21 protein-coding genes are annotated in these 17,264 nt (G+C 31.9%); 14 read left to right on the top strand and 7 right to left on the bottom strand.

Features of this window, described 5'->3' with window-relative positions; genetic code table 11:
- Window positions 1-393: 393 nt before the first annotated feature.
- The 14 genes from CLMAG_RS00435 (at window position 394) to CLMAG_RS00370 (ending at window position 11,011) form a co-directional block, all read left to right on the top strand.
- Window positions 394-1,656: a UDP-N-acetylglucosamine 1-carboxyvinyltransferase gene (locus CLMAG_RS00435; protein ID WP_066616398.1), complete on the top strand. Its 1,263-nt coding sequence runs from the start codon at window positions 394-396 to the stop codon at window positions 1,654-1,656.
- Window positions 1,657-1,683: 27 nt separating this feature from the next.
- Window positions 1,684-2,469 carry an MBL fold metallo-hydrolase gene (locus CLMAG_RS00430; protein WP_066616395.1) on the top strand — a complete coding sequence of 262 codons (786 nt, stop codon included), beginning with the start codon at window positions 1,684-1,686 and terminating at the stop codon, window positions 2,467-2,469.
- 17 nt (window positions 2,470-2,486) lie between these two features.
- Entirely contained in the window at window positions 2,487-3,053 is a 567-nt protein-coding gene (locus CLMAG_RS00425; protein ID WP_066616392.1) for a GerMN domain-containing protein, read from the top strand.
- On the top strand, window positions 3,037-3,201 hold the full coding sequence (locus CLMAG_RS00420; protein ID WP_066616391.1) for a CxxH/CxxC protein: 165 nt from the start codon (window positions 3,037-3,039) through the stop codon (window positions 3,199-3,201). Before CLMAG_RS00425 ends, CLMAG_RS00420 begins: the two co-directional genes overlap by 17 nt.
- Before the next feature lie 119 nt (window positions 3,202-3,320).
- Complete coding sequence (locus tag CLMAG_RS00415) at window positions 3,321-3,824, top strand: SEC-C metal-binding domain-containing protein (protein ID WP_066616388.1); 504 nt, start codon at window positions 3,321-3,323, stop codon at window positions 3,822-3,824.
- 72 nt (window positions 3,825-3,896) lie between these two features.
- Window positions 3,897-4,376, top strand: a complete 480-nt coding sequence (gene rlmH / locus CLMAG_RS00410; RefSeq protein ID WP_066616385.1) for a 23S rRNA (pseudouridine(1915)-N(3))-methyltransferase RlmH — start codon at window positions 3,897-3,899, stop codon at window positions 4,374-4,376.
- A 119-nt stretch (window positions 4,377-4,495) separates the two neighbouring features.
- Complete coding sequence (locus tag CLMAG_RS00405; RefSeq protein ID WP_066616382.1) at window positions 4,496-4,960, top strand: methylated-DNA--[protein]-cysteine S-methyltransferase; 465 nt, start codon at window positions 4,496-4,498, stop codon at window positions 4,958-4,960.
- A 67-nt stretch (window positions 4,961-5,027) separates the two neighbouring features.
- Window positions 5,028-6,419, top strand: a complete 1,392-nt coding sequence (gene asnS / locus CLMAG_RS00400) for an asparagine--tRNA ligase (protein WP_066616380.1) — start codon at window positions 5,028-5,030, stop codon at window positions 6,417-6,419.
- Between the two features lie 38 nt (window positions 6,420-6,457).
- Entirely contained in the window at window positions 6,458-6,703 is a 246-nt protein-coding gene (locus CLMAG_RS00395) for a TM1266 family iron-only hydrogenase system putative regulator (RefSeq protein WP_066616376.1), read from the top strand.
- Window positions 6,704-6,968: 265 nt separating this feature from the next.
- On the top strand, window positions 6,969-7,454 hold the full coding sequence (locus CLMAG_RS00390; RefSeq protein ID WP_066616373.1) for a dUTP diphosphatase: 486 nt from the start codon (window positions 6,969-6,971) through the stop codon (window positions 7,452-7,454).
- A 101-nt stretch (window positions 7,455-7,555) separates the two neighbouring features.
- Window positions 7,556-7,987 carry a DMT family transporter gene (locus CLMAG_RS00385; RefSeq protein ID WP_066620266.1) on the top strand — a complete coding sequence of 144 codons (432 nt, stop codon included), beginning with the start codon at window positions 7,556-7,558 and terminating at the stop codon, window positions 7,985-7,987.
- 163 nt (window positions 7,988-8,150) lie between these two features.
- Window positions 8,151-9,041, top strand: a complete 891-nt coding sequence (locus CLMAG_RS00380) for a selenium metabolism-associated LysR family transcriptional regulator (RefSeq protein ID WP_066616364.1) — start codon at window positions 8,151-8,153, stop codon at window positions 9,039-9,041.
- Window positions 9,042-9,137: 96 nt separating this feature from the next.
- Window positions 9,138-10,334: a S8 family serine peptidase gene (locus tag CLMAG_RS00375; protein ID WP_066616362.1), complete on the top strand. Its 1,197-nt coding sequence runs from the start codon at window positions 9,138-9,140 to the stop codon at window positions 10,332-10,334.
- A 167-nt stretch (window positions 10,335-10,501) separates the two neighbouring features.
- Window positions 10,502-11,011 carry a ferritin gene (locus CLMAG_RS00370; RefSeq protein ID WP_066616360.1) on the top strand — a complete coding sequence of 170 codons (510 nt, stop codon included), beginning with the start codon at window positions 10,502-10,504 and terminating at the stop codon, window positions 11,009-11,011.
- A gap of 52 nt (window positions 11,012-11,063) precedes the next feature.
- Here the strand turns inward: CLMAG_RS00370 and CLMAG_RS00365 are convergent, their stop codons facing one another.
- From CLMAG_RS00365 to fabG, 7 genes are read right to left on the bottom strand one after another with little or no spacing between them, the layout of a single operon-like run.
- Window positions 11,064-11,909 carry an acetyl-CoA carboxylase carboxyltransferase subunit alpha gene (locus CLMAG_RS00365; RefSeq protein WP_066616358.1) on the bottom strand — a complete coding sequence of 282 codons (846 nt, stop codon included), beginning with the start codon at window positions 11,907-11,909 and terminating at the stop codon, window positions 11,064-11,066.
- Between the two features lie 42 nt (window positions 11,910-11,951).
- A complete protein-coding gene (accD, locus tag CLMAG_RS00360) occupies window positions 11,952-12,827 on the bottom strand; it encodes an acetyl-CoA carboxylase, carboxyltransferase subunit beta (protein ID WP_066616356.1) in 876 nt (291 codons plus the stop codon).
- A 38-nt stretch (window positions 12,828-12,865) separates the two neighbouring features.
- Window positions 12,866-14,212, bottom strand: a complete 1,347-nt coding sequence (locus CLMAG_RS00355) for an acetyl-CoA carboxylase biotin carboxylase subunit (RefSeq protein ID WP_066616354.1) — start codon at window positions 14,210-14,212, stop codon at window positions 12,866-12,868.
- 24 nt (window positions 14,213-14,236) lie between these two features.
- Entirely contained in the window at window positions 14,237-14,692 is a 456-nt protein-coding gene (gene fabZ / locus CLMAG_RS00350) for a 3-hydroxyacyl-ACP dehydratase FabZ (protein WP_066616350.1), read from the bottom strand.
- A 33-nt stretch (window positions 14,693-14,725) separates the two neighbouring features.
- Window positions 14,726-15,244 (bottom strand): acetyl-CoA carboxylase biotin carboxyl carrier protein, encoded by a 519-nt coding sequence (gene accB, locus CLMAG_RS00345; RefSeq protein WP_066616348.1) that lies wholly within the window; start codon window positions 15,242-15,244, stop codon window positions 14,726-14,728.
- 1 nt (window position 15,245) lies between these two features.
- On the bottom strand, window positions 15,246-16,484 hold the full coding sequence (gene fabF, locus CLMAG_RS00340) for a beta-ketoacyl-ACP synthase II (protein ID WP_066616345.1): 1,239 nt from the start codon (window positions 16,482-16,484) through the stop codon (window positions 15,246-15,248).
- A 27-nt stretch (window positions 16,485-16,511) separates the two neighbouring features.
- Window positions 16,512-17,258, bottom strand: a complete 747-nt coding sequence (fabG, locus tag CLMAG_RS00335; protein ID WP_066616343.1) for a 3-oxoacyl-[acyl-carrier-protein] reductase — start codon at window positions 17,256-17,258, stop codon at window positions 16,512-16,514.
- Window positions 17,259-17,264: the final 6 nt, after the last annotated feature.

Below are 17,264 nucleotides of genomic sequence, written 5' to 3'. Positions count from 1 at the left end.
ATTAATAATCATTACGTACTACTTAGTATGTATAAATTAAACATTATTATAACATATAATTATTTTTTATCATATTTTCACACAAAAATATACCACTAATTATTTAAAAATAAAGATAAAATTATTTTCTATATTCATAATATATTATATCTCACTCTAACATAATAACACACATATATAACATAAACACCTAATATTGTTATATACTATAAATTTCTTAAGGTAATTTCAAAATTTTTTTAGATACAACATAAACAACCTATTCACATTTTTAAAATTAGTGTTAAAATATTATAGAATTATGTTATAATAAAGTTTGTGTAATAATTTGAATTAAAGATTTTCTAAATTTAGATATATAAATAAAAATTGATGATAAGGATGGATGCGGGAATGGATAAATTAGTTATTAATGGTGGTAACCCTCTTTCTGGTTGTATAGAAATAAATGGTGCTAAGAACGCTGCTGTAGCAATAGTTCCTGCTGCAATAATGGCCAGTAAAGGTACTTGTACTATAGATAATATACCTGACATTGAGGATGTTCATTGTTTAGAGAGAATACTTGAAAGTTTAGGCTGTAATATAATTATAGGTAAAAATTCTGTTGTAATAGATAGTACCTCTATAAATAACGTAAATGCTAATACTGAAGATGTAAGAAAAATGAGAGCATCTTACTACTTGATAGGTGCTCTTTTAGGCAGGTTTAAAAAGGCTAGTGTAGAACTACCTGGAGGATGCCCTATTGGTGTTAGACCTATAGATCAACATATAAAAGGTTTTGAAGCTCTAGGGGCAAGAGTAGAGATTAAACATGGATGTGTAACAGTTGAAGCTGATAGATTAATTGGTACTAATATATTTTTTGATGTCGTAACAGTAGGTGCTACAATAAATGTTATGTTAGCAGCTACACTTGCTGAAGGTGTAACTACTTTGGAAAATGTAGCAAAAGAACCTCACGTAGTAGATGTAGCAAACTTTTTAAATAGCATGGGCGCTAATATAAAAGGTGCTGGTACTGATATAATAAGAGTTGTTGGAGTAAAAGAGTTAAAAGGTTGCTCATATAGTGTAATACCAGATCAAATAGAGGCTGGTACATATATGATAGCTGCTGCTGCTTGTGGTGGCGAAGTAACTATAGAAAATGTTATTCCAAAACATCTTGAGTCTATCTCTGCAAAGCTTATAGAAATAGGTGCTGAGGTAACAGAAAATGGTGATTCTATTACTGTAAAAGCTACTGGTAGACTTAAAGGAGTTAATATAAAGACTCAACCTTATCCTGGTTTTCCAACGGATGTACAACAACCTATGAGTACACTTTTAACTGTAGCTAAAGGCCGAAGTATTATTAATGAAAGCATATGGGAAAGTAGACTTAAACACGTTGACGAATTAAAGAAGATGGGCGCTAATGTAAAGGTAGAAGGAAGAACTGCTATTATAGATGGAGTAGATAAGCTTTCCGGCGCTGTAGTAAAGGCAACGGACTTAAGAGCCGGTGCAGCTATGGTAATTGCTGGTCTTATAGCTGAAGGTTCAACAGAAGTCTTAAGCATTGAGCACATTGACAGAGGTTATCCAAATATCGAAGATAAATTTAAAGCACTAGGTGCAGATATAAGAAGAGTTTCTTGCTCTGAATAATTCAACTTTTAAGATAGGAGAATTTATATGATTTTTTGTCCTTTGTACAGTGGTAGTAGTGGAAATAGTATATTTGCATCTTCAGATAAGGCTAAAGTTTTAATAGATGCAGGACTTCCTGGAAAGCATATTGAAAAGGCACTTGAACATATTGGACAAAATGCTAAAGACATAGATGCCATATTTGTTACTCACGAGCATACAGATCATACAAAAGGGGTAGGTGTTCTATCTAGAAAATATGATATACCTATTTATGCAAATTCAGCTACATGGGAAGCTATGTCCAAAACATTAGGTAAGATAAAAACTGAAAACATTAGAATAATTGAAAATAACTACATAAATATTAAGGATATGGATATAACTAGTTATGAAATATCCCATGATGCGGCAGCTCCTTCTGGTTATTCTTTAAGCCACAAAAATAAAAAGGCTTGCATAGCAACAGATTTGGGAGTATTTTCAGAAGAAGTAAGTAACCACTTAGAAGATGCTGACGTAATATTACTTGAAAGCAATCATGATATACAAATGCTAAAATTCGGTCCATACCCTTATAATTTAAAGAGAAGAATTTTAAGTAATGTTGGGCACTTATCTAATGATGATTGCGGAAAAGCCATAATTAACATTACTAATAGCAAATTCAAAAAAATAATTTTAGGTCATTTAAGTAAAACTAATAATTACCCTGAACTTGCATATCAAACAGTTGTAAATGTATTAAAAGATGCTAAAATTAAATTAGACAAGGACTTATGCTTATCTATGGCAAAAAGAGATATGCCAAGTAATTATATAGAATTTTAGTTAAAAAGGTGATCAATATGAAAAAAACTTTTGGCCTACTAATATGTTCTGTAGCAATACTTTCTGCATTAAGTTTAACTACTTGTGAAAAGAAAGATAAGTTGAGTTTAAATAGTAAAGAAAAAGAAAAACAGATAGCGTTATCAAGAGAAAAAGAAAACCTATTAGATTTAAATATTTATTTTGACTCCTCTAAAGATATCAATACTCCTGAAATTTCACAAGAAGAGAGAGTCATGAGAAATGATGAAATATTTGGTGAAACGATTCTTAACGAACTTATAAAAGGACCTTCTGTAAAGAGTAAGCTTAAACCAGTTTTACCGAAAGAAACAAGAATTTTAAGTCTATCTATAAAAAATAGTATCGCTTATGTAAATCTTAGTAAAGAAGCAAATGTAGATATGACTGCTTCAAAAGAAGAAATTTGCCTAAAGAGCATTATTTGGTCCCTGACTCAAATTTCATCTGTAGAAAAAGTTAAAATATCAGTAGAAAACAAGGATACTGATATTTTGGGCGGACATTTCGATTTATCGAAACCTATAGGAAAGGATGATATACAAAATGCTAAAAAGAAATAAGTATTGTTGTGAAAATCATGTAGACATGGCAATTGATGACTTTTTATTAGAAAATGAAACCTTTCCTTATTTAGAAAAAGCCGAACAATGTAAATGTGCATATTGTGATAAAAATGCTGAATATGTGCTGAAAACAGAAGATTTATAAGATACTAAAAATAGTAAATAAAATGAAAAATCATTGAAAAATATTATAATTTTTATTATAATATTTCAAGTAATATACATTACTAAAGTTAAAATATATTTTCAAAAGGAGAAAAAACTATGAGTTTGTATAAAGATTGGACAGATATGGTTATAGATTTCGTAAAAACTAAGGGTGAGGCTGCTTTCTGGGAAGAATACGGCTCAATTGAAAAACATATCTATACTAAAATTTTAGCTGAACATAACGATACTATCAGCGGGACTATTAAGGATTTAGCTGCTAAGTATGAGGCTTCAACTATATTTTTCATGGGATTCCTAGATGGAGTAAATGATAGTCTATTAGAATCTCTTGACTTAGAAAACCTAGAGGAGGATTCTAATATTAGTATTAAAATAGACTTTGAAAAGTTATATTTTAATATGTTAGATGCTAAAGCTGATTATCTTTATGGTCTTTCTCAATGGGATTCTATATTCTCACCAGAAAAGAGAAAAGAAATTCGTCAACAATGGGTTGCTTCTAAAACTGTTGTTAATAAAAACAAAATTGGAAGAAATGACCCTTGTACTTGTGGAAGCGGTAAAAAATACAAACATTGCTGCGGCAAAAACGCTTAATCTAAAACAGAGTCCTTACACAATTGTGTAAGGATTTTTTACTTTGAATATTTGTAGAATGGAGAACAAATAATGAATATATCTATAATATCTGTAGGTAAAATTAAAGAAAAATTCTTAAAAGCTGCTATTGAAGAGTATTCTAAACGCCTCTCAAGATACTGTAAGCTAGATATAATAGAAGTACCTGATGAAAAGACTCCTGATAACGCTTCAGCTAAAGAAGAACTAATAATAAAAGAAAAAGAAGGAATAAGCATCTTAAAATATATTAAAGAAAATATGCTCGTGGTAACGCTAGACCTCAAAGGAAAGATGCTCTCCTCCGAAGAGTTATGTGATTTTATAAAAGACTCTGGTTTAAAAGGAAACAGCCATTTAGCCTTTATAATTGGTGGATCTCTTGGCCTGTCTAATGAGGTGTTAAAAAAAGCAGATTTTAGCCTTTGTTTTTCTAAAATGACCTTCCCTCATCAACTTATGAGAGTAATTCTTTTAGAGCAAATATACAGAGGGTTTAGAATAATGAATGGTGAACCGTACCATAAATAATTTATGCTGAACATTACCTTTTTACTCTTCATAGAATGGATACTTTTTATAGACAATTAACTTATTTATATTATAAACTAATAATATATGAAAATCTTAATTATATTAGGTGGTATCACATGAATAACGTATATAAAGCATACTATTCTTCCCCTATTGGAACCATAGAGATTAAAGGTACTTTAGGAGGAATCATTTCCTTATACTTTGTAGAAGAAAATATAGTATCATCAAATATTCCTGATTGCTTGAAAGAATGTATTCAACAGTTAGATGAATACTTTAGAGGTGTTAGGAAAGAATTTACTGTAAAGCTAATTATAGAAGGAACAGAATTTAGAAAAAAGGTATGGTATAAACTATTAGACATCCCTTATGGTGAAACTTATTCTTACATGGATATTGCAAATGCTATAGGAAACGAAAAAGCTGTTAGAGCTGTAGGTGGAGCTAACCATAATAATAAAATAAGTATAATAATACCCTGCCATAGAGTCATAGGTGCTAGTGGATCTCTAACTGGGTATGGTGGAGGTCTATGGAGAAAAGAGTGGCTTCTAAATCATGAACATAAATTTAAATAGCTAAAATAGGATAATAATATTAATGACACATATATAATAATAGACTTACCTTAGGAGGAAATAAAACATGGAAATAACACTAATAAAAAAGCTTTATAGAGAATCAGAAAACTTTAATGGGAAAGATGTGAAAATCTCAGGATGGGTTAGAACATTAAGAGATTCTAAGACATTTGGTTTTATAGAACTAAATGATGGTAGCTTCTTTAAAAACATTCAGATAGTATTTGAAGAAAACTTGGAAAACTTTAAAGACATAACTAAGCTTCCAATTTGTACTTCCTTGTCTGTAGAAGGTACTATTGTACTTACACCAGAGTCTAAACAACCCTTTGAAATTAAAGCTAAGAAAATAACTATAGAAGGAAAATCATCCTCTGATTATCCATTACAGAAAAAAAGACATACTCTTGAATATTTAAGAACAATAGCACACTTAAGACCTAGAAGCAACATGTTTTCAGCTGTATTTAGAGTCCGTTCCTTAGCAGCTTATGCAGTTCATAAATTCTTCAATGAAAAAGGATTTGTATATGTTAATACTCCTATAATCACAGGCAGTGACTGTGAAGGTGCTGGTGAGATGTTTAGACTTACTACATTAGATATGAATAATGTTCCTAAGGATAAAGACGGAAAAATAGATTTTTCTCAAGATTTCTTTGGAAAAGAAACTAATCTTACTGTAAGTGGCCAGCTATCAGCTGAGACTCTTGCCCTTGCTTTTAGAAACGTTTATACTTTTGGTCCAACATTTAGGGCTGAAAATTCAAATACAGCTAGACATGCAGCTGAATTTTGGATGATTGAACCTGAGATGGCTTTTGCAGAACTAAAAGATTACATGGATGTAGCTGAGGATTTAGTAAAGTACATTATAAACTATGTTCTAGAAAATGCTCCTGAAGAGATGGAGTTCTTTAACTCATTTGTAGATAAGGAACTCTTTGCAAAGTTAGATAATGTTGCAAACTCAAATTTTGGAAGAATATGTTATACAGAAGCCGTTGACATACTTATAAAATCGGGTGAAAAATTCCAATATCCAGTAGAATGGGGAATTGATCTTCAAACAGAACATGAAAGATATTTAACTGAGAACGTATTTAAAAAGCCAATATTTGTTACAGATTATCCTAAAGATATAAAAGCTTTCTACATGAGACTAAATGATGATGGAAAGACTGTTGCTGCTGCAGACTTACTTGTACCTGGAGTTGGTGAAATTATAGGTGGAAGTCAAAGAGAAGAAAGACTAAATGTTCTTGAAGAAAGAATAGAGCAAATGGGCCTTAAAAAAGAAGATTATTGGTGGTATCTAGAGTTAAGGAAATATGGAGAAACTAAACACTCAGGCTTTGGTCTTGGATTTGAAAGAATTCTTATGTATATGACAGGAGTGTCAAATATAAGAGATGTAATTCCATTCCCAAGAACAACAGGTTCTGCTGATTTTTAATATACTTGGCAAAGTATTTTGTTTCTTGGGAGATAGTTATGGAAAAAAGAATTGGTGTTGTAGGTATAGTCATAGAAAATATTGAAAATGCTTCAAAAGTTAATGATATATTGCATTCTTTTGGAAACATCATCGTAGGCAGAATGGGCCTTCCTTATAAAGAAAAAAATATGTCAGTTATCTCTTTAATAGTTGACGGCACTTCAGATGAGATAAGTGCTATGACTGGAAAACTTGGTAAAATTCAAGGAGTAAACGTAAAATCAGCAATAACTAAAAAATAATTTGTTTAATTAACTATAGGAAAGCGAAATTATAGCTATATAAGTTAGATGATTTCGCTTTCATTTTTTTATACTATTGAATATATTAATTTAAATTAAAGTTTTTTCAGTAATTTTAAATTTTTTTACTGTAACCGATTGCACGTTATTTCAATATTTATTAAATTTCGTTAAAATATATAGGTGGGAGAAATATATTATCAGAGATAATTATGATGATAATGCTCTATTTAATTATAAGGATATAGAAAGGCGGCCTTATTATATGAATCTTGCAAAACTATTTCAATTACAAGAAAACTTAGATAAACGCATTGTAGACGGACATAAGTTATATGGAGAATGCTTACTGTCAAAAAAAGTACTGGCACTACAAGTAGAACTTGCAGAACTTGCTAATGAGACTAGATGTTTTAAGTTTTGGAGCAATAGGAAGCCCTCGGATAAAGAAACTATTTTAGAAGAATATGTTGATTGCCTTCATTTTATATTGACTTTAGGTTTAGAAAAGGGATTTACAGATATTGAGCTCGAAGATAAAGAGCTTGAGTTTGATTTAACAGCACAATTTTTAAATCTTTACATAGATATAAATGACTTTGTAGTTTGTTCTTCTAAAGATCACTATATAACGTTATTTGAGGATTTTTTAACCCTTGGAAAAATGTTTGGCTTCACTATTGAAGAAATAGAAGAATTTTATTGCATGAAAAATAATCTTAATCACAAAAGGCAAGATGAAGGATATTAATACGCAAATTAAAACCTATGTTTTACTCATAGGTTTTTTTTAACTTTTTTAATAATAAGTAATTAGCATGGTTAAACTAAACTTGGGAGAGTGATGATTTGATGCTTGGTATAATATCTTCAATTGTTGCAGGAATGTGCATGAGCTTTCAAGGAGTTTTCAATACTAGACTTAGTGATAAGATAGGCACTTGGGGAACCAACGTTTTAGTTCAAGGAATTGGGCTAGTTATAACAGTGGCAGCTCTTCTTATCACCGGTGATGGTAATTTCAAAAACCTAAAAACCTCCAATAAATTATATCTTTTAGGTGGAGTACTAGGAGCTATAATTATATATACTGTAATGCGCGGAATTAGATCTTTAGGTCCTACTTGCTCCATTGCCATTATTTTAGTGGCCCAACTTACCTCTGCAGCTTTAATTGATGCTTTCGGTCTTTTTGATACACCTCAAATTAGATTCGGAATTACAAAGCTTATTGGTGTTATAATAATGATTATAGGAATATTGATATTTCGATACAAGTGTTAATATTTAGGGCTGACTATTAATTTCAGCCTTATTTTTTTACTATTTTTACTATGCATTAGACTAATTCAATATATAAATATATAATAAATATATTGGATTAAAATTTTATCTATATTAAAGCATTAAAAATTGATGAATAAATATATCTCAGGAGGATACCTCAATGGATTTTAAGCAAATAGAAGCTTTTATTAATGTGGCTAAGTTTAAGAGCTTTTCCAAGGCTGCAAACTCAAGTTTTCTATCCCAGCCTGCTATAAGTTCTCACATAGCTAGTTTAGAAAAGGAATTAAGTGTACAACTATTCGATCGAACTTCCAAAGAAGTACTTTTAACCCCTGCTGGTGAATCATTTCTAAAATACGCTCTAGATATTTTAAATACCCGTGATAAGGCTATTTTTAATCTTGCAAACTTTAATGAGAAAATTAGTGGAAAACTTAGGTTATCGGCAAGTACTACCCCTTGTAATACTATAGTACCTTCTTTAATAAAAGAATTTCACAAAGAATATCCTGATGTTTCATTTGACGTTACAGAACAAAGCTCTGGTCAGGTTATTGAAAGTATCACTAAATTCGATTGTGAACTAGGTCTTGTAGGTGAACTTATCAATGATGAAAAGATAAAAAGTTATACTATAATAGATGATGATTTAGTGATAATATCTCCACCTCAGTTTAACTTTCCCGATACAATAGATATAGACTTTCTATTTAAATATAAATTTATTTTAAGAGAGCAAGGTTCTGCTACCCGTAAAACCTTTGAAGAAGCTCTAAAAAAGCAAGGAATAGACTTTTCAAACATAGATGTTCATTTTGAAGTAAACAATCTAGATACTCTTTATCAATTTGTAAAAAGCGGGCTTGGAGTATCTATAGTTTCTAAATATGTATTAAGAGATTATATTTCTTTGGGATTTATAAAAGAAAGCACTATAAAAAAGCTATCTCTAAAAAGATATATCTACTTAGTTACTAGCTGTAAGAGAACTCTTACGCCTACTGCTAAAGCCTTTTTTAATTTATGTAAAAATCATTATAAATTCTAGTAAACATTACATAGCTAAAATTAATTGAATAGATAGCACATATATCTTCCATTATTATTATAATATATAATGGAATTAATTTTTTAGGAGCGTTAAATGTTTTCCTTTAAACAGAAATTAGACCCTAACTTAAAATTAGCCATAAACAGAAAATATCACAAAAATCATAGAGTTATTATACATTGTAAAACGCTATCAGAAAGTATCGAAAAAAAAGTTACCACATATAAAGGTAGCATACTTCAATTTATTCCTTTAATAAATTGCATATGTGCTATTTTATCATCTAGTGCCATAGAACGAATAGCAGAATTCCCTCAAGTAGATTATATAACTCTAGATACCAATGCTTTATTATGTGGAAGGAATGTTCTTTCTTCAAATGGTATAACATTTCAGAGTAAATATAAACTAACTGGAAAAGGCATATGTATAGGTTTAGTTGATAGTGGAGTATATCCTCATGTAGACCTTTTAAGCCCTAGAAACAAAATTAAAGGATTCTTAGACATTATTAATGGATATAAATACCCATACGATGATAATGGCCATGGAACCTTCTTAAGCGGTATAGTTTGTGGAAGTGGTTATCAATCTAAAGGGTCAAACAAAGGTATTGCAGAGAATAGTTATATATATTCTATAAAAGCCTTTAATAGCCTAGGTAAAGGTTATGTATCAGATATTTTATATTCAATACAGTTCCTTATTAATGAATCTGATAACCATGATATTAAAGTTATTTGTCTTCCATTTGAACTAATCTCAGATGATTATTTTATTATATCTCTATTTTCAAATCTGTTTGATATAGCCGTAAAACATAACATAGCAATTATCGTGCCTGCAGGACATAACGGGAACACAGAAGGAAGCATAAAGGGAATTGCAACCTTAGACAACTGCATTGTTGTTGGCGGCGCAGATACTAATAATGGGAAATTAAAACCATACCAGTATTCCTCCGCAGGGCCCTTTGGAAAATTAGAAAAACCTGACCTATTGGCAGCGGCTGTTAATATCTTATCACTAAGCTCAGATAGGAGTTATGTATCTGAAAGAAATGGAATCAAACTATATCCTAGAAGTCTAGACACTCCTTATACAACCTATTCTGGTACCTCTTGTGCTGCAGCCTATATAAGTGGAGTATGTGCAATTTTATATGAAAATAACCCTGATTTAACATTTAAAGACTTAGTTTCCCTCTTAAAGGTTTCATGCAACCTTATGAATATCCCTAAATATATTCAAGGTTCAGGTATATTAGATTTAAACAAACTTCTTCCTTAGATTTGAAAATAACTAGCGGGAATTTTCCCTCTAGTTATTTTTAATTAAACTTGAACAATTTAAAAATCCATAGATTGCCATTTAAATTATATGTCAATTGTGCTAATATATGAAATAATTCAAAATACTTTGTGTATTTTTGCATATAAAATTCGGGAGGTAATATTATGTTAAGTGAACAACTAATGACTGCAATTAACGATCAAATAAACTATGAGTTCTATTCAGCAAATGCTTATATAGCTATGCAAGCCTATTGTGCATCAAATGACTTAGAGGGATTTGCCAACTTCTTCAAGGTTCAAAGCCAAGAAGAAAATTTTCATGCCGAAAAATTTTTTAACTATCTAAATCAAATGGGTGGTAGGGTAACCATTTCTGCTCTTCCTGAACCTAAAAATAATTTTGAATCTATTCTTGATGTTTTTAAAGAAGGCCTGGCTCATGAAAAAAGTGTTACTCAAAGAGTATACAACTTAATGGATATAGCTACTGATCAAAGAGAACATGCTACAATAAGCTTATTGAAATGGTTTATAGATGAGCAAGTAGAAGAGGAAAACACATTTAATGGTATTATTAAGAGATTAGAGCGAATAGGCGATGATTCTGCCGCTATATATATGCTAGATTCTGAACTTATGACAAGAAGCTTTACGCCGCCTACTACAGTGTAATTTTAAATATAAAAAAGGTGAATATTAATACCTTAATGTTCACCTTTTGAGCTTATTCAATATATTTTCCCATACCTCTAAATTTATCATATCTTTTTTGCAGCAGTTCATCTATAGATTGTTTTTTCAGTATACTAAAAGAATCTATTAACTCTTTTTTTATAGTTGCAGCTAGCTTATCAACATCTTTATGGGCTCCACCGGATGGTTCCTTAATTACCTTATCAATAATTCCATAATCCTTTAGGTCTTTCGCTGTTATTTTCATCATCTCTGCAGCTTCTTTTGCCCTAGATGAATCCTTCCACAATATAGTGGCAAAGCCTTCAGGTGATAGTATGGAGTACACTGAATTCTCTAACATCCAAACTTCATCTGCAACAGCAAAAGCTAATGCGCCACCACTTCCACCTTCTCCTATTACTAAAGATATAATAGGTGTCTTTAAACCTGACATTTCAATAAGGTTTCTTGCAATAGCTTCTCCCTGACCTCTTTCCTCTGCTCCGATACCTGGAAATGCTCCTGGTGTATCAACGAAACATACAATAGGTCTATTAAACTTTTCTGCCTGCTTCATAAGCCTTAGGCCCTTTCTATACCCTTCTGGGTTTGGCTGTCCAAAGTTTCTTTTTATATTCTCTTTTGTATTCCTACCCTTCTGATGAGCTATTATAGTCACAGGGGTCCCAGCTAATAATCCAATACCGCTAATAACTGAAGAGTCATCTCCAAAGCATCTATCTCCATGAAACTCTAAAAAGGAGTCAAATATTCTATCTATATAGTCTAATGAAGTTGGTCTTTCAATCATTCTTGCTAAAGATAACCTTTCCCAAGCAGTTTTGTTATCGAGTTTACTAGTTAACATTTGTTGTACTTTTTCAAACTTTTCCATACGAGCGCTTCCTTTCCCTAGAAAATCTAATAACCTGAAATACTATCTGTTTCTGTCATGAATTGTAAGTATTTTTTTTAGTATACCTTTTAATTCGCTCCTAGGAACTATCCTGTCTATAAAACCATGTTCTAATAAAAACTCTGCCTTCTGAAAACCTTCAGGCAGCTCTTGTCTTATAGTTTGTTCTATAACTCTTTTTCCTGCAAAACCAACTAAGGTCCCTGGCTCTGCTAAAATAATATCTCCAAGCATTGCAAAACTTGCTGTAACTCCACCTGTGGTTGGGTCCGTAAGTATAGTTATATATAATAATCCTTCTTTACCAAGCCTACCTATAGCTGAACTTACTTTTGCCATCTGCATAAGCGAGAATATTCCCTCTTGCATTCTAGCTCCACCTGATGCAGTAAAGATAAGCACAGGCAACTTTAGTTCTATAGCATTTTCTACAGCTCTTGTAATCTTTTCTCCTACCGCTGAGCCCATGCTTCCCATCATGAAATTGCTATCCATAACACAAATAACTACTTCTGTACCACTGACTTTTCCCGTACCAGTAATTACAGCTTCATTAATACCTGCTTGATTTCTCATCTTTTTAGTTTTTTCTTCGTATCCCTCAAAGCCTATAGGATTATCTGAAGTCATACTATAGTCAAATTCTCTAAATGTATCCTTATCTATGGTAATATTAATTCGTTCTCTTGCACGTAACCTAAAATGATGGCCACAATCATTACATATTTTATTATTTTCATCAAGATCACTCTTATATAAAACTTTTCCGCAGGTTTCACATTTAACCCACATACCGTCAGGAATACTAGGTTTATTATCTGATTTTTCTTCAGTTTTTCTTAGAGATTGTTGACTTACAGTAATATATTTTGTTTTTTTAAAAAAATTGTTTAACAAGTTAGCTCACCTCCAGTCAGGAATCCACAGAAAACCTGCTATGAAATCTTAAAATTATTTTCTATAAATTTAGTGTTATAAGTTCCTTTTATAAATTCTTCACTATTTATAAGTTCAAATTGAAAATCTATGTTTGTATGAACACCTTCTATTAAAAATTCTCCAAGTGCCCTTCTCATTTTACATATGGCTTCTTCTCTGTTCTTTCCATGAACTATTAACTTTGCTATCATTGAATCATAAAATGGAGGTATTACATATCCGGAATATACAGCACTGTCAATTCTAATATTAAAACCACCTGGTAAGTATAAATCCTTTATTTTCCCAGGTGAAGGCATAAACCCTCTTCTAGCATCCTCTGCATTTATTCTACATTCAATAGAATGACCATTTAGAACTACATCTTCCTGTGTAAAGTCTAATTTTTCACCTGAAGCAATCTTAATTTGTTCCTTTATCAAATCTACACCTGTAATCATTTCTGTTATAGGATGCTCTACTTGAATACGTGTATTCATTTCCATAAAGTAATAATTATTATGCTTATCTAGTAAAAACTCTATAGTACCTGCATTATTGTAGTTTACTGCTTTAGCTGCTCGTACCGCTGTCTCACCCATACTTTTTCTTAATTCTTCAGTCATAATTGGACAAGGAGCTTCTTCTAAGACCTTTTGATTTCTTCTTTGCATAGAACAATCTCTTTCCCCTAAATATACCACATTGCCAAAACTATCTCCCAGTATCTGGATTTCAACATGCTTTGGATTTTCTACGAACTTCTCCATGTATATAGTTTCGTCTCCAAAAGCTGCTTTTGCCTCTGCTCTAGCATTTTCATATGCTTTTACAAGGTCACATTCTTCATAAACTACTCTTATGCCTCTTCCACCACCACCAGCAGAAGCCTTAACCATTACCGGATACCCTATTTTTTTTGCGATTTTTATCAATTCTTTTTCATCTTTTATTGAGCCATTAGATCCTGGGACTACAGGTACTCCTGCCTTAATCATAATATCTCTTGCATTAGACTTATTTCCCATGTTTTCAATACAATCTGGATCTGGTCCTATAAAAACTATATTACACTCTTTACACATTTTAGCAAACTTACTGTTCTCTGATAAAAAACCAAATCCAGGATGAATAGCTTGTGCCCCTGTTAAAACAGTTGCACTTATTATATTTTGTATATTTAAATAGCTATCCTTAGCAGCAGCCGGACCAATACATACAGCTTCATCTGCCATCTGTGTATGTATTGCATCTTTATCTGCTTCTGAATAAACAGCTACAGTTTCTATTCCCATTTCTCTGCATGCCCTTATTATTCTAACCGCTATTTCCCCTCTGTTTGCAATTAATATCTTATTAAACACCTTGAAAATTCAACTCCCAATACTTTAGTTTTTATCACCTATCATAAACATTATCTCAGCTTCAGCAACCTTTTTATCATCTACATAAGCTACTGCATTACCTATTCCTGCTGGGCCCTTTATCTTTACTATCTCTACTTCTAGCCTTAATGTATCTCCTGGTAATACCTTTTTCCTAAACTTAGCTTTATTTATTCCCCCAAAAAAGGCTATTTTACCTTTGAAGTTTTCTTGACTCAAAATAGCTACTGCCCCTGCTTGAGCTAATGCTTCTATAATTAATACTCCAGGCATAACAGGCTCTTCTGGAAAATGTCCTTGAAAGAAATACTCATTCATAGTTACATTCTTATATGCTATAGCTTTCTTACCTGGTTCCATATAAGTTACCTTATCAATTAATAAAAAAGGATATCTATGAGGAATAATTTTTTGTATTTCTTTTACTCCAAAGTTAACAGTAAACTCAGTATTCTCCATTTAACTTCCTCCCGCAATATACTAAAAAATACACTATTGAGCTTTTATTTTAAACATTGGCTGGCCGTACTCAACCATTTGCTCATTATTAACTAAAACTTCTACAATTTCTCCATCTACCTCACTTTGAATCTCATTCATAAGCTTCATAGCTTCGATAATACAAAGTGTATCCCCCTTTTTCACCTTTGATCCTACACTTACGTAAGATGGCTTATCTGGGCTAGAAGAAGCATAAAAAGTTCCAACAATAGGTGATACTACTTCTTTTATGTTAACATCTTCTATTGCATGTTTAACTTCTTCTTTTATATTCTCAATTATCTCTTCTTTATCTTCTTTCTTATACACTTTAGTATCAGTAGATTCTTTTGTAATATTCTTTTGATCTTCAACTTCAACTTTAGAATCATTTTTTCTAGGTTGTGTTGAAAAATCAATCTCACCTTGTTTTCTCATTACTATGGAGATACCCTCCCAGTTCACTTCTAAATATCCTAACTTAGAATCATCCATAGTCTTTATCATTTCTTTAATTGCATTAAAGTCCATATTACTCACTCCACTTTTTTAATAAAATTACTGCATTGTGTCCTCCAAAACCTAAGGAATTGGACATAGCATACTTAACATCTATGTTTCTACCTTCATTTGGTACACAATCAAGATCGCATTCTTCATCTTGAACTTTGTATCCTACTGTAGGTGGCACAAATCCTTCCTCTAAAGCTTTAACACATACTATTGCTTCTATAGCTCCTGCTGCTCCTAATAAGTGGCCTGTCATAGATTTAGTAGAACTTACTGGTATATTCTTTGAAAAGTCTCCGAATACTCTCTTTATTGCAGCAGTTTCAACCTTATCATTTATTGGTGTACTTGTTCCATGTGCATTTATATAAGATACTTCTTCTTTACTTATTCCAGCTTCTTTAATAGCAAGTTCCATAGCTCTTGCTGCACCTTTTCCTTCTGAATCTGGCGCAGTTATATGATAAGCATCACAAGTTGATCCATACCCAACTACTTCGCCATATATAGTAGCGCCTCTTTTCTGTGCATGTTCAAGGGACTCTAATACTAATATTCCTGCACCCTCACCCATAATAAATCCATCTCTCTCTTTATCGAAAGGAATAGATGCTCTATTAGGATCAGTACTCTTTGATAAAGCTGTTAGAGATGTAAATCCAGCCACAGATAGTGGTGTAATTGACGCCTCAGTTCCTCCGGCTATCATTATATCAGCCAAATCATTTTGTATTGTGCGATAAGCTTCACCTATAGAATTAGTTCCTGTTGCACAAGCTGTAACTACTGTCGTACAAACTGCTTCTGCACCAAACTTAATTGCTATATTTCCTGCTGCCATATTACCTATTATTATAGGAATAAATAATGGTTGAACTCTTCCAGGCCCCTTTTCTAAAAGCTTTGTTTGTTCATTTTCTACTGTTCCTATACCACCTATTCCTGAACCAACGATAACTCCAAATCTTTCTTTATCTACTTTTTCTAAATCTAACTTTGAATTTTCTACTGCTTCAATAGCTGAGGCCAAGGCAAACTGGCAAAATCTATCCATTCTCTTTGCTTCTTTTTTATCTATATATTTTATAGGATCAAAATCCTTAACTTCAGCAGCAAGTTTTGCCTTAAAGTTTTCTGTATCAAAACACTTAATAAAATCTATACCATGCTTACCGTTTTTTATATTATTCCAAAATGTTTCTACATCATTACCTACTGGTGTTACTGCTCCTAACCCTGTAACTACAACTCTTCTTTTCATTATCATTTCACCAACCTTTAATTTAATTTACATAACCATTCCGCCATCTACATTTATTACTTGGCCAGTAATATAATCTGCAGATGGAGACGCTAAGAAAGCTACTAAATTTGCTACATCCTGAGCAGTACCAAATTTCTTTAATGGTATAGTATTTATAGTACTTTCCTTTACTTTATCTGATAAAACTTCTGTCATATCCGTTTGAATAAATCCAGGAGCTACAGCATTTACAGTAATACCTCTTGATGCAAGTTCCCTAGCAGTAGATTTAGTTATACCTATTATTCCTGCTTTTGCTGCTGAATAGTTTACTTGCCCAGAATTACCTGTCACTCCAACTACTGAAGATATATTTACTATCTTTCCAGATTTCTGCTTCATCATTATAGGTGTTGCATGTCTTATGCAATTAAATGCACCTTTTAAATTTACTTCTATTACCTTATCAAAATCCTCCTCTTTCATACGGAGAATTAAACCATCCTTTGTAATACCAGCATTATTAACAAGTATATCTAAAGAACCAAAAGCTTCTACAGCCTTCTTCATAATATTTTCAGCTTCTGCAAATATGCTGACATCACCTTGAACAGCTATAGCTTTGCTACCTTTATCTTCCATTTCCTTAATTAAGTCTTCAACTGATTTTGAACTGCTTCTATAGTTAATTACTATGTTTGCTCCTAGTTCTGCTAATTTAAGTGCTATAGCTTTACCAATACCACGGCCAGCCCCTGTGACTACTGCCGTTTTTCCTTTTAAATTTTCCATTGATCG

This window comes from Clostridium magnum DSM 2767 (genome assembly GCF_001623875.1).
In the GTDB taxonomy this organism is placed as follows: domain Bacteria; phylum Bacillota; class Clostridia; order Clostridiales; family Clostridiaceae; genus Clostridium_AM; species Clostridium_AM magnum.
This window is presented reverse-complemented; position numbering and strand designations above follow the sequence as displayed.

Excerpts from the sequence above, each read along its gene's own strand:
- CLMAG_RS00395 (WP_066616376.1), top strand. The coding sequence starts at position 6,458 with ATGGAAAAAAGAATTGGTGTTGTAGGTATAGTCATAGAAAATATTGAA.
- CLMAG_RS00390 (WP_066616373.1), top strand. The coding sequence starts at position 6,969 with ATGAATCTTGCAAAACTATTTCAATTACAAGAAAACTTAGATAAACGC.
- CLMAG_RS00375 (WP_066616362.1), top strand. The coding sequence starts at position 9,138 with ATGTTTTCCTTTAAACAGAAATTAGACCCTAACTTAAAATTAGCCATA.
- CLMAG_RS00425 (WP_066616392.1), top strand. The coding sequence starts at position 2,487 with ATGAAAAAAACTTTTGGCCTACTAATATGTTCTGTAGCAATACTTTCT.
- accB (WP_066616348.1), bottom strand. The coding sequence starts at position 15,244 with ATGGACTTTAATGCAATTAAAGAAATGATAAAGACTATGGATGATTCT.
- CLMAG_RS00365 (WP_066616358.1), bottom strand. The coding sequence starts at position 11,909 with ATGGAAAAGTTTGAAAAAGTACAACAAATGTTAACTAGTAAACTCGAT.
- fabG (WP_066616343.1), bottom strand. The coding sequence starts at position 17,258 with ATGGAAAATTTAAAAGGAAAAACGGCAGTAGTCACAGGGGCTGGCCGT.
- CLMAG_RS00430 (WP_066616395.1), top strand. The coding sequence starts at position 1,684 with ATGATTTTTTGTCCTTTGTACAGTGGTAGTAGTGGAAATAGTATATTT.
- CLMAG_RS00385 (WP_066620266.1), top strand. The coding sequence starts at position 7,556 with ATGCTTGGTATAATATCTTCAATTGTTGCAGGAATGTGCATGAGCTTT.
- CLMAG_RS00405 (WP_066616382.1), top strand. The coding sequence starts at position 4,496 with ATGAATAACGTATATAAAGCATACTATTCTTCCCCTATTGGAACCATA.
- CLMAG_RS00420 (WP_066616391.1), top strand. The coding sequence starts at position 3,037 with ATGCTAAAAAGAAATAAGTATTGTTGTGAAAATCATGTAGACATGGCA.
- asnS (WP_066616380.1), top strand. The coding sequence starts at position 5,028 with ATGGAAATAACACTAATAAAAAAGCTTTATAGAGAATCAGAAAACTTT.
- fabF (WP_066616345.1), bottom strand. The coding sequence starts at position 16,484 with ATGAAAAGAAGAGTTGTAGTTACAGGGTTAGGAGCAGTAACACCAGTA.
- CLMAG_RS00415 (WP_066616388.1), top strand. The coding sequence starts at position 3,321 with ATGAGTTTGTATAAAGATTGGACAGATATGGTTATAGATTTCGTAAAA.
- CLMAG_RS00380 (WP_066616364.1), top strand. The coding sequence starts at position 8,151 with ATGGATTTTAAGCAAATAGAAGCTTTTATTAATGTGGCTAAGTTTAAG.
- CLMAG_RS00435 (WP_066616398.1), top strand. The coding sequence starts at position 394 with ATGGATAAATTAGTTATTAATGGTGGTAACCCTCTTTCTGGTTGTATA.
- rlmH (WP_066616385.1), top strand. The coding sequence starts at position 3,897 with ATGAATATATCTATAATATCTGTAGGTAAAATTAAAGAAAAATTCTTA.
- fabZ (WP_066616350.1), bottom strand. The coding sequence starts at position 14,692 with ATGGAGAATACTGAGTTTACTGTTAACTTTGGAGTAAAAGAAATACAA.
- CLMAG_RS00370 (WP_066616360.1), top strand. The coding sequence starts at position 10,502 with ATGTTAAGTGAACAACTAATGACTGCAATTAACGATCAAATAAACTAT.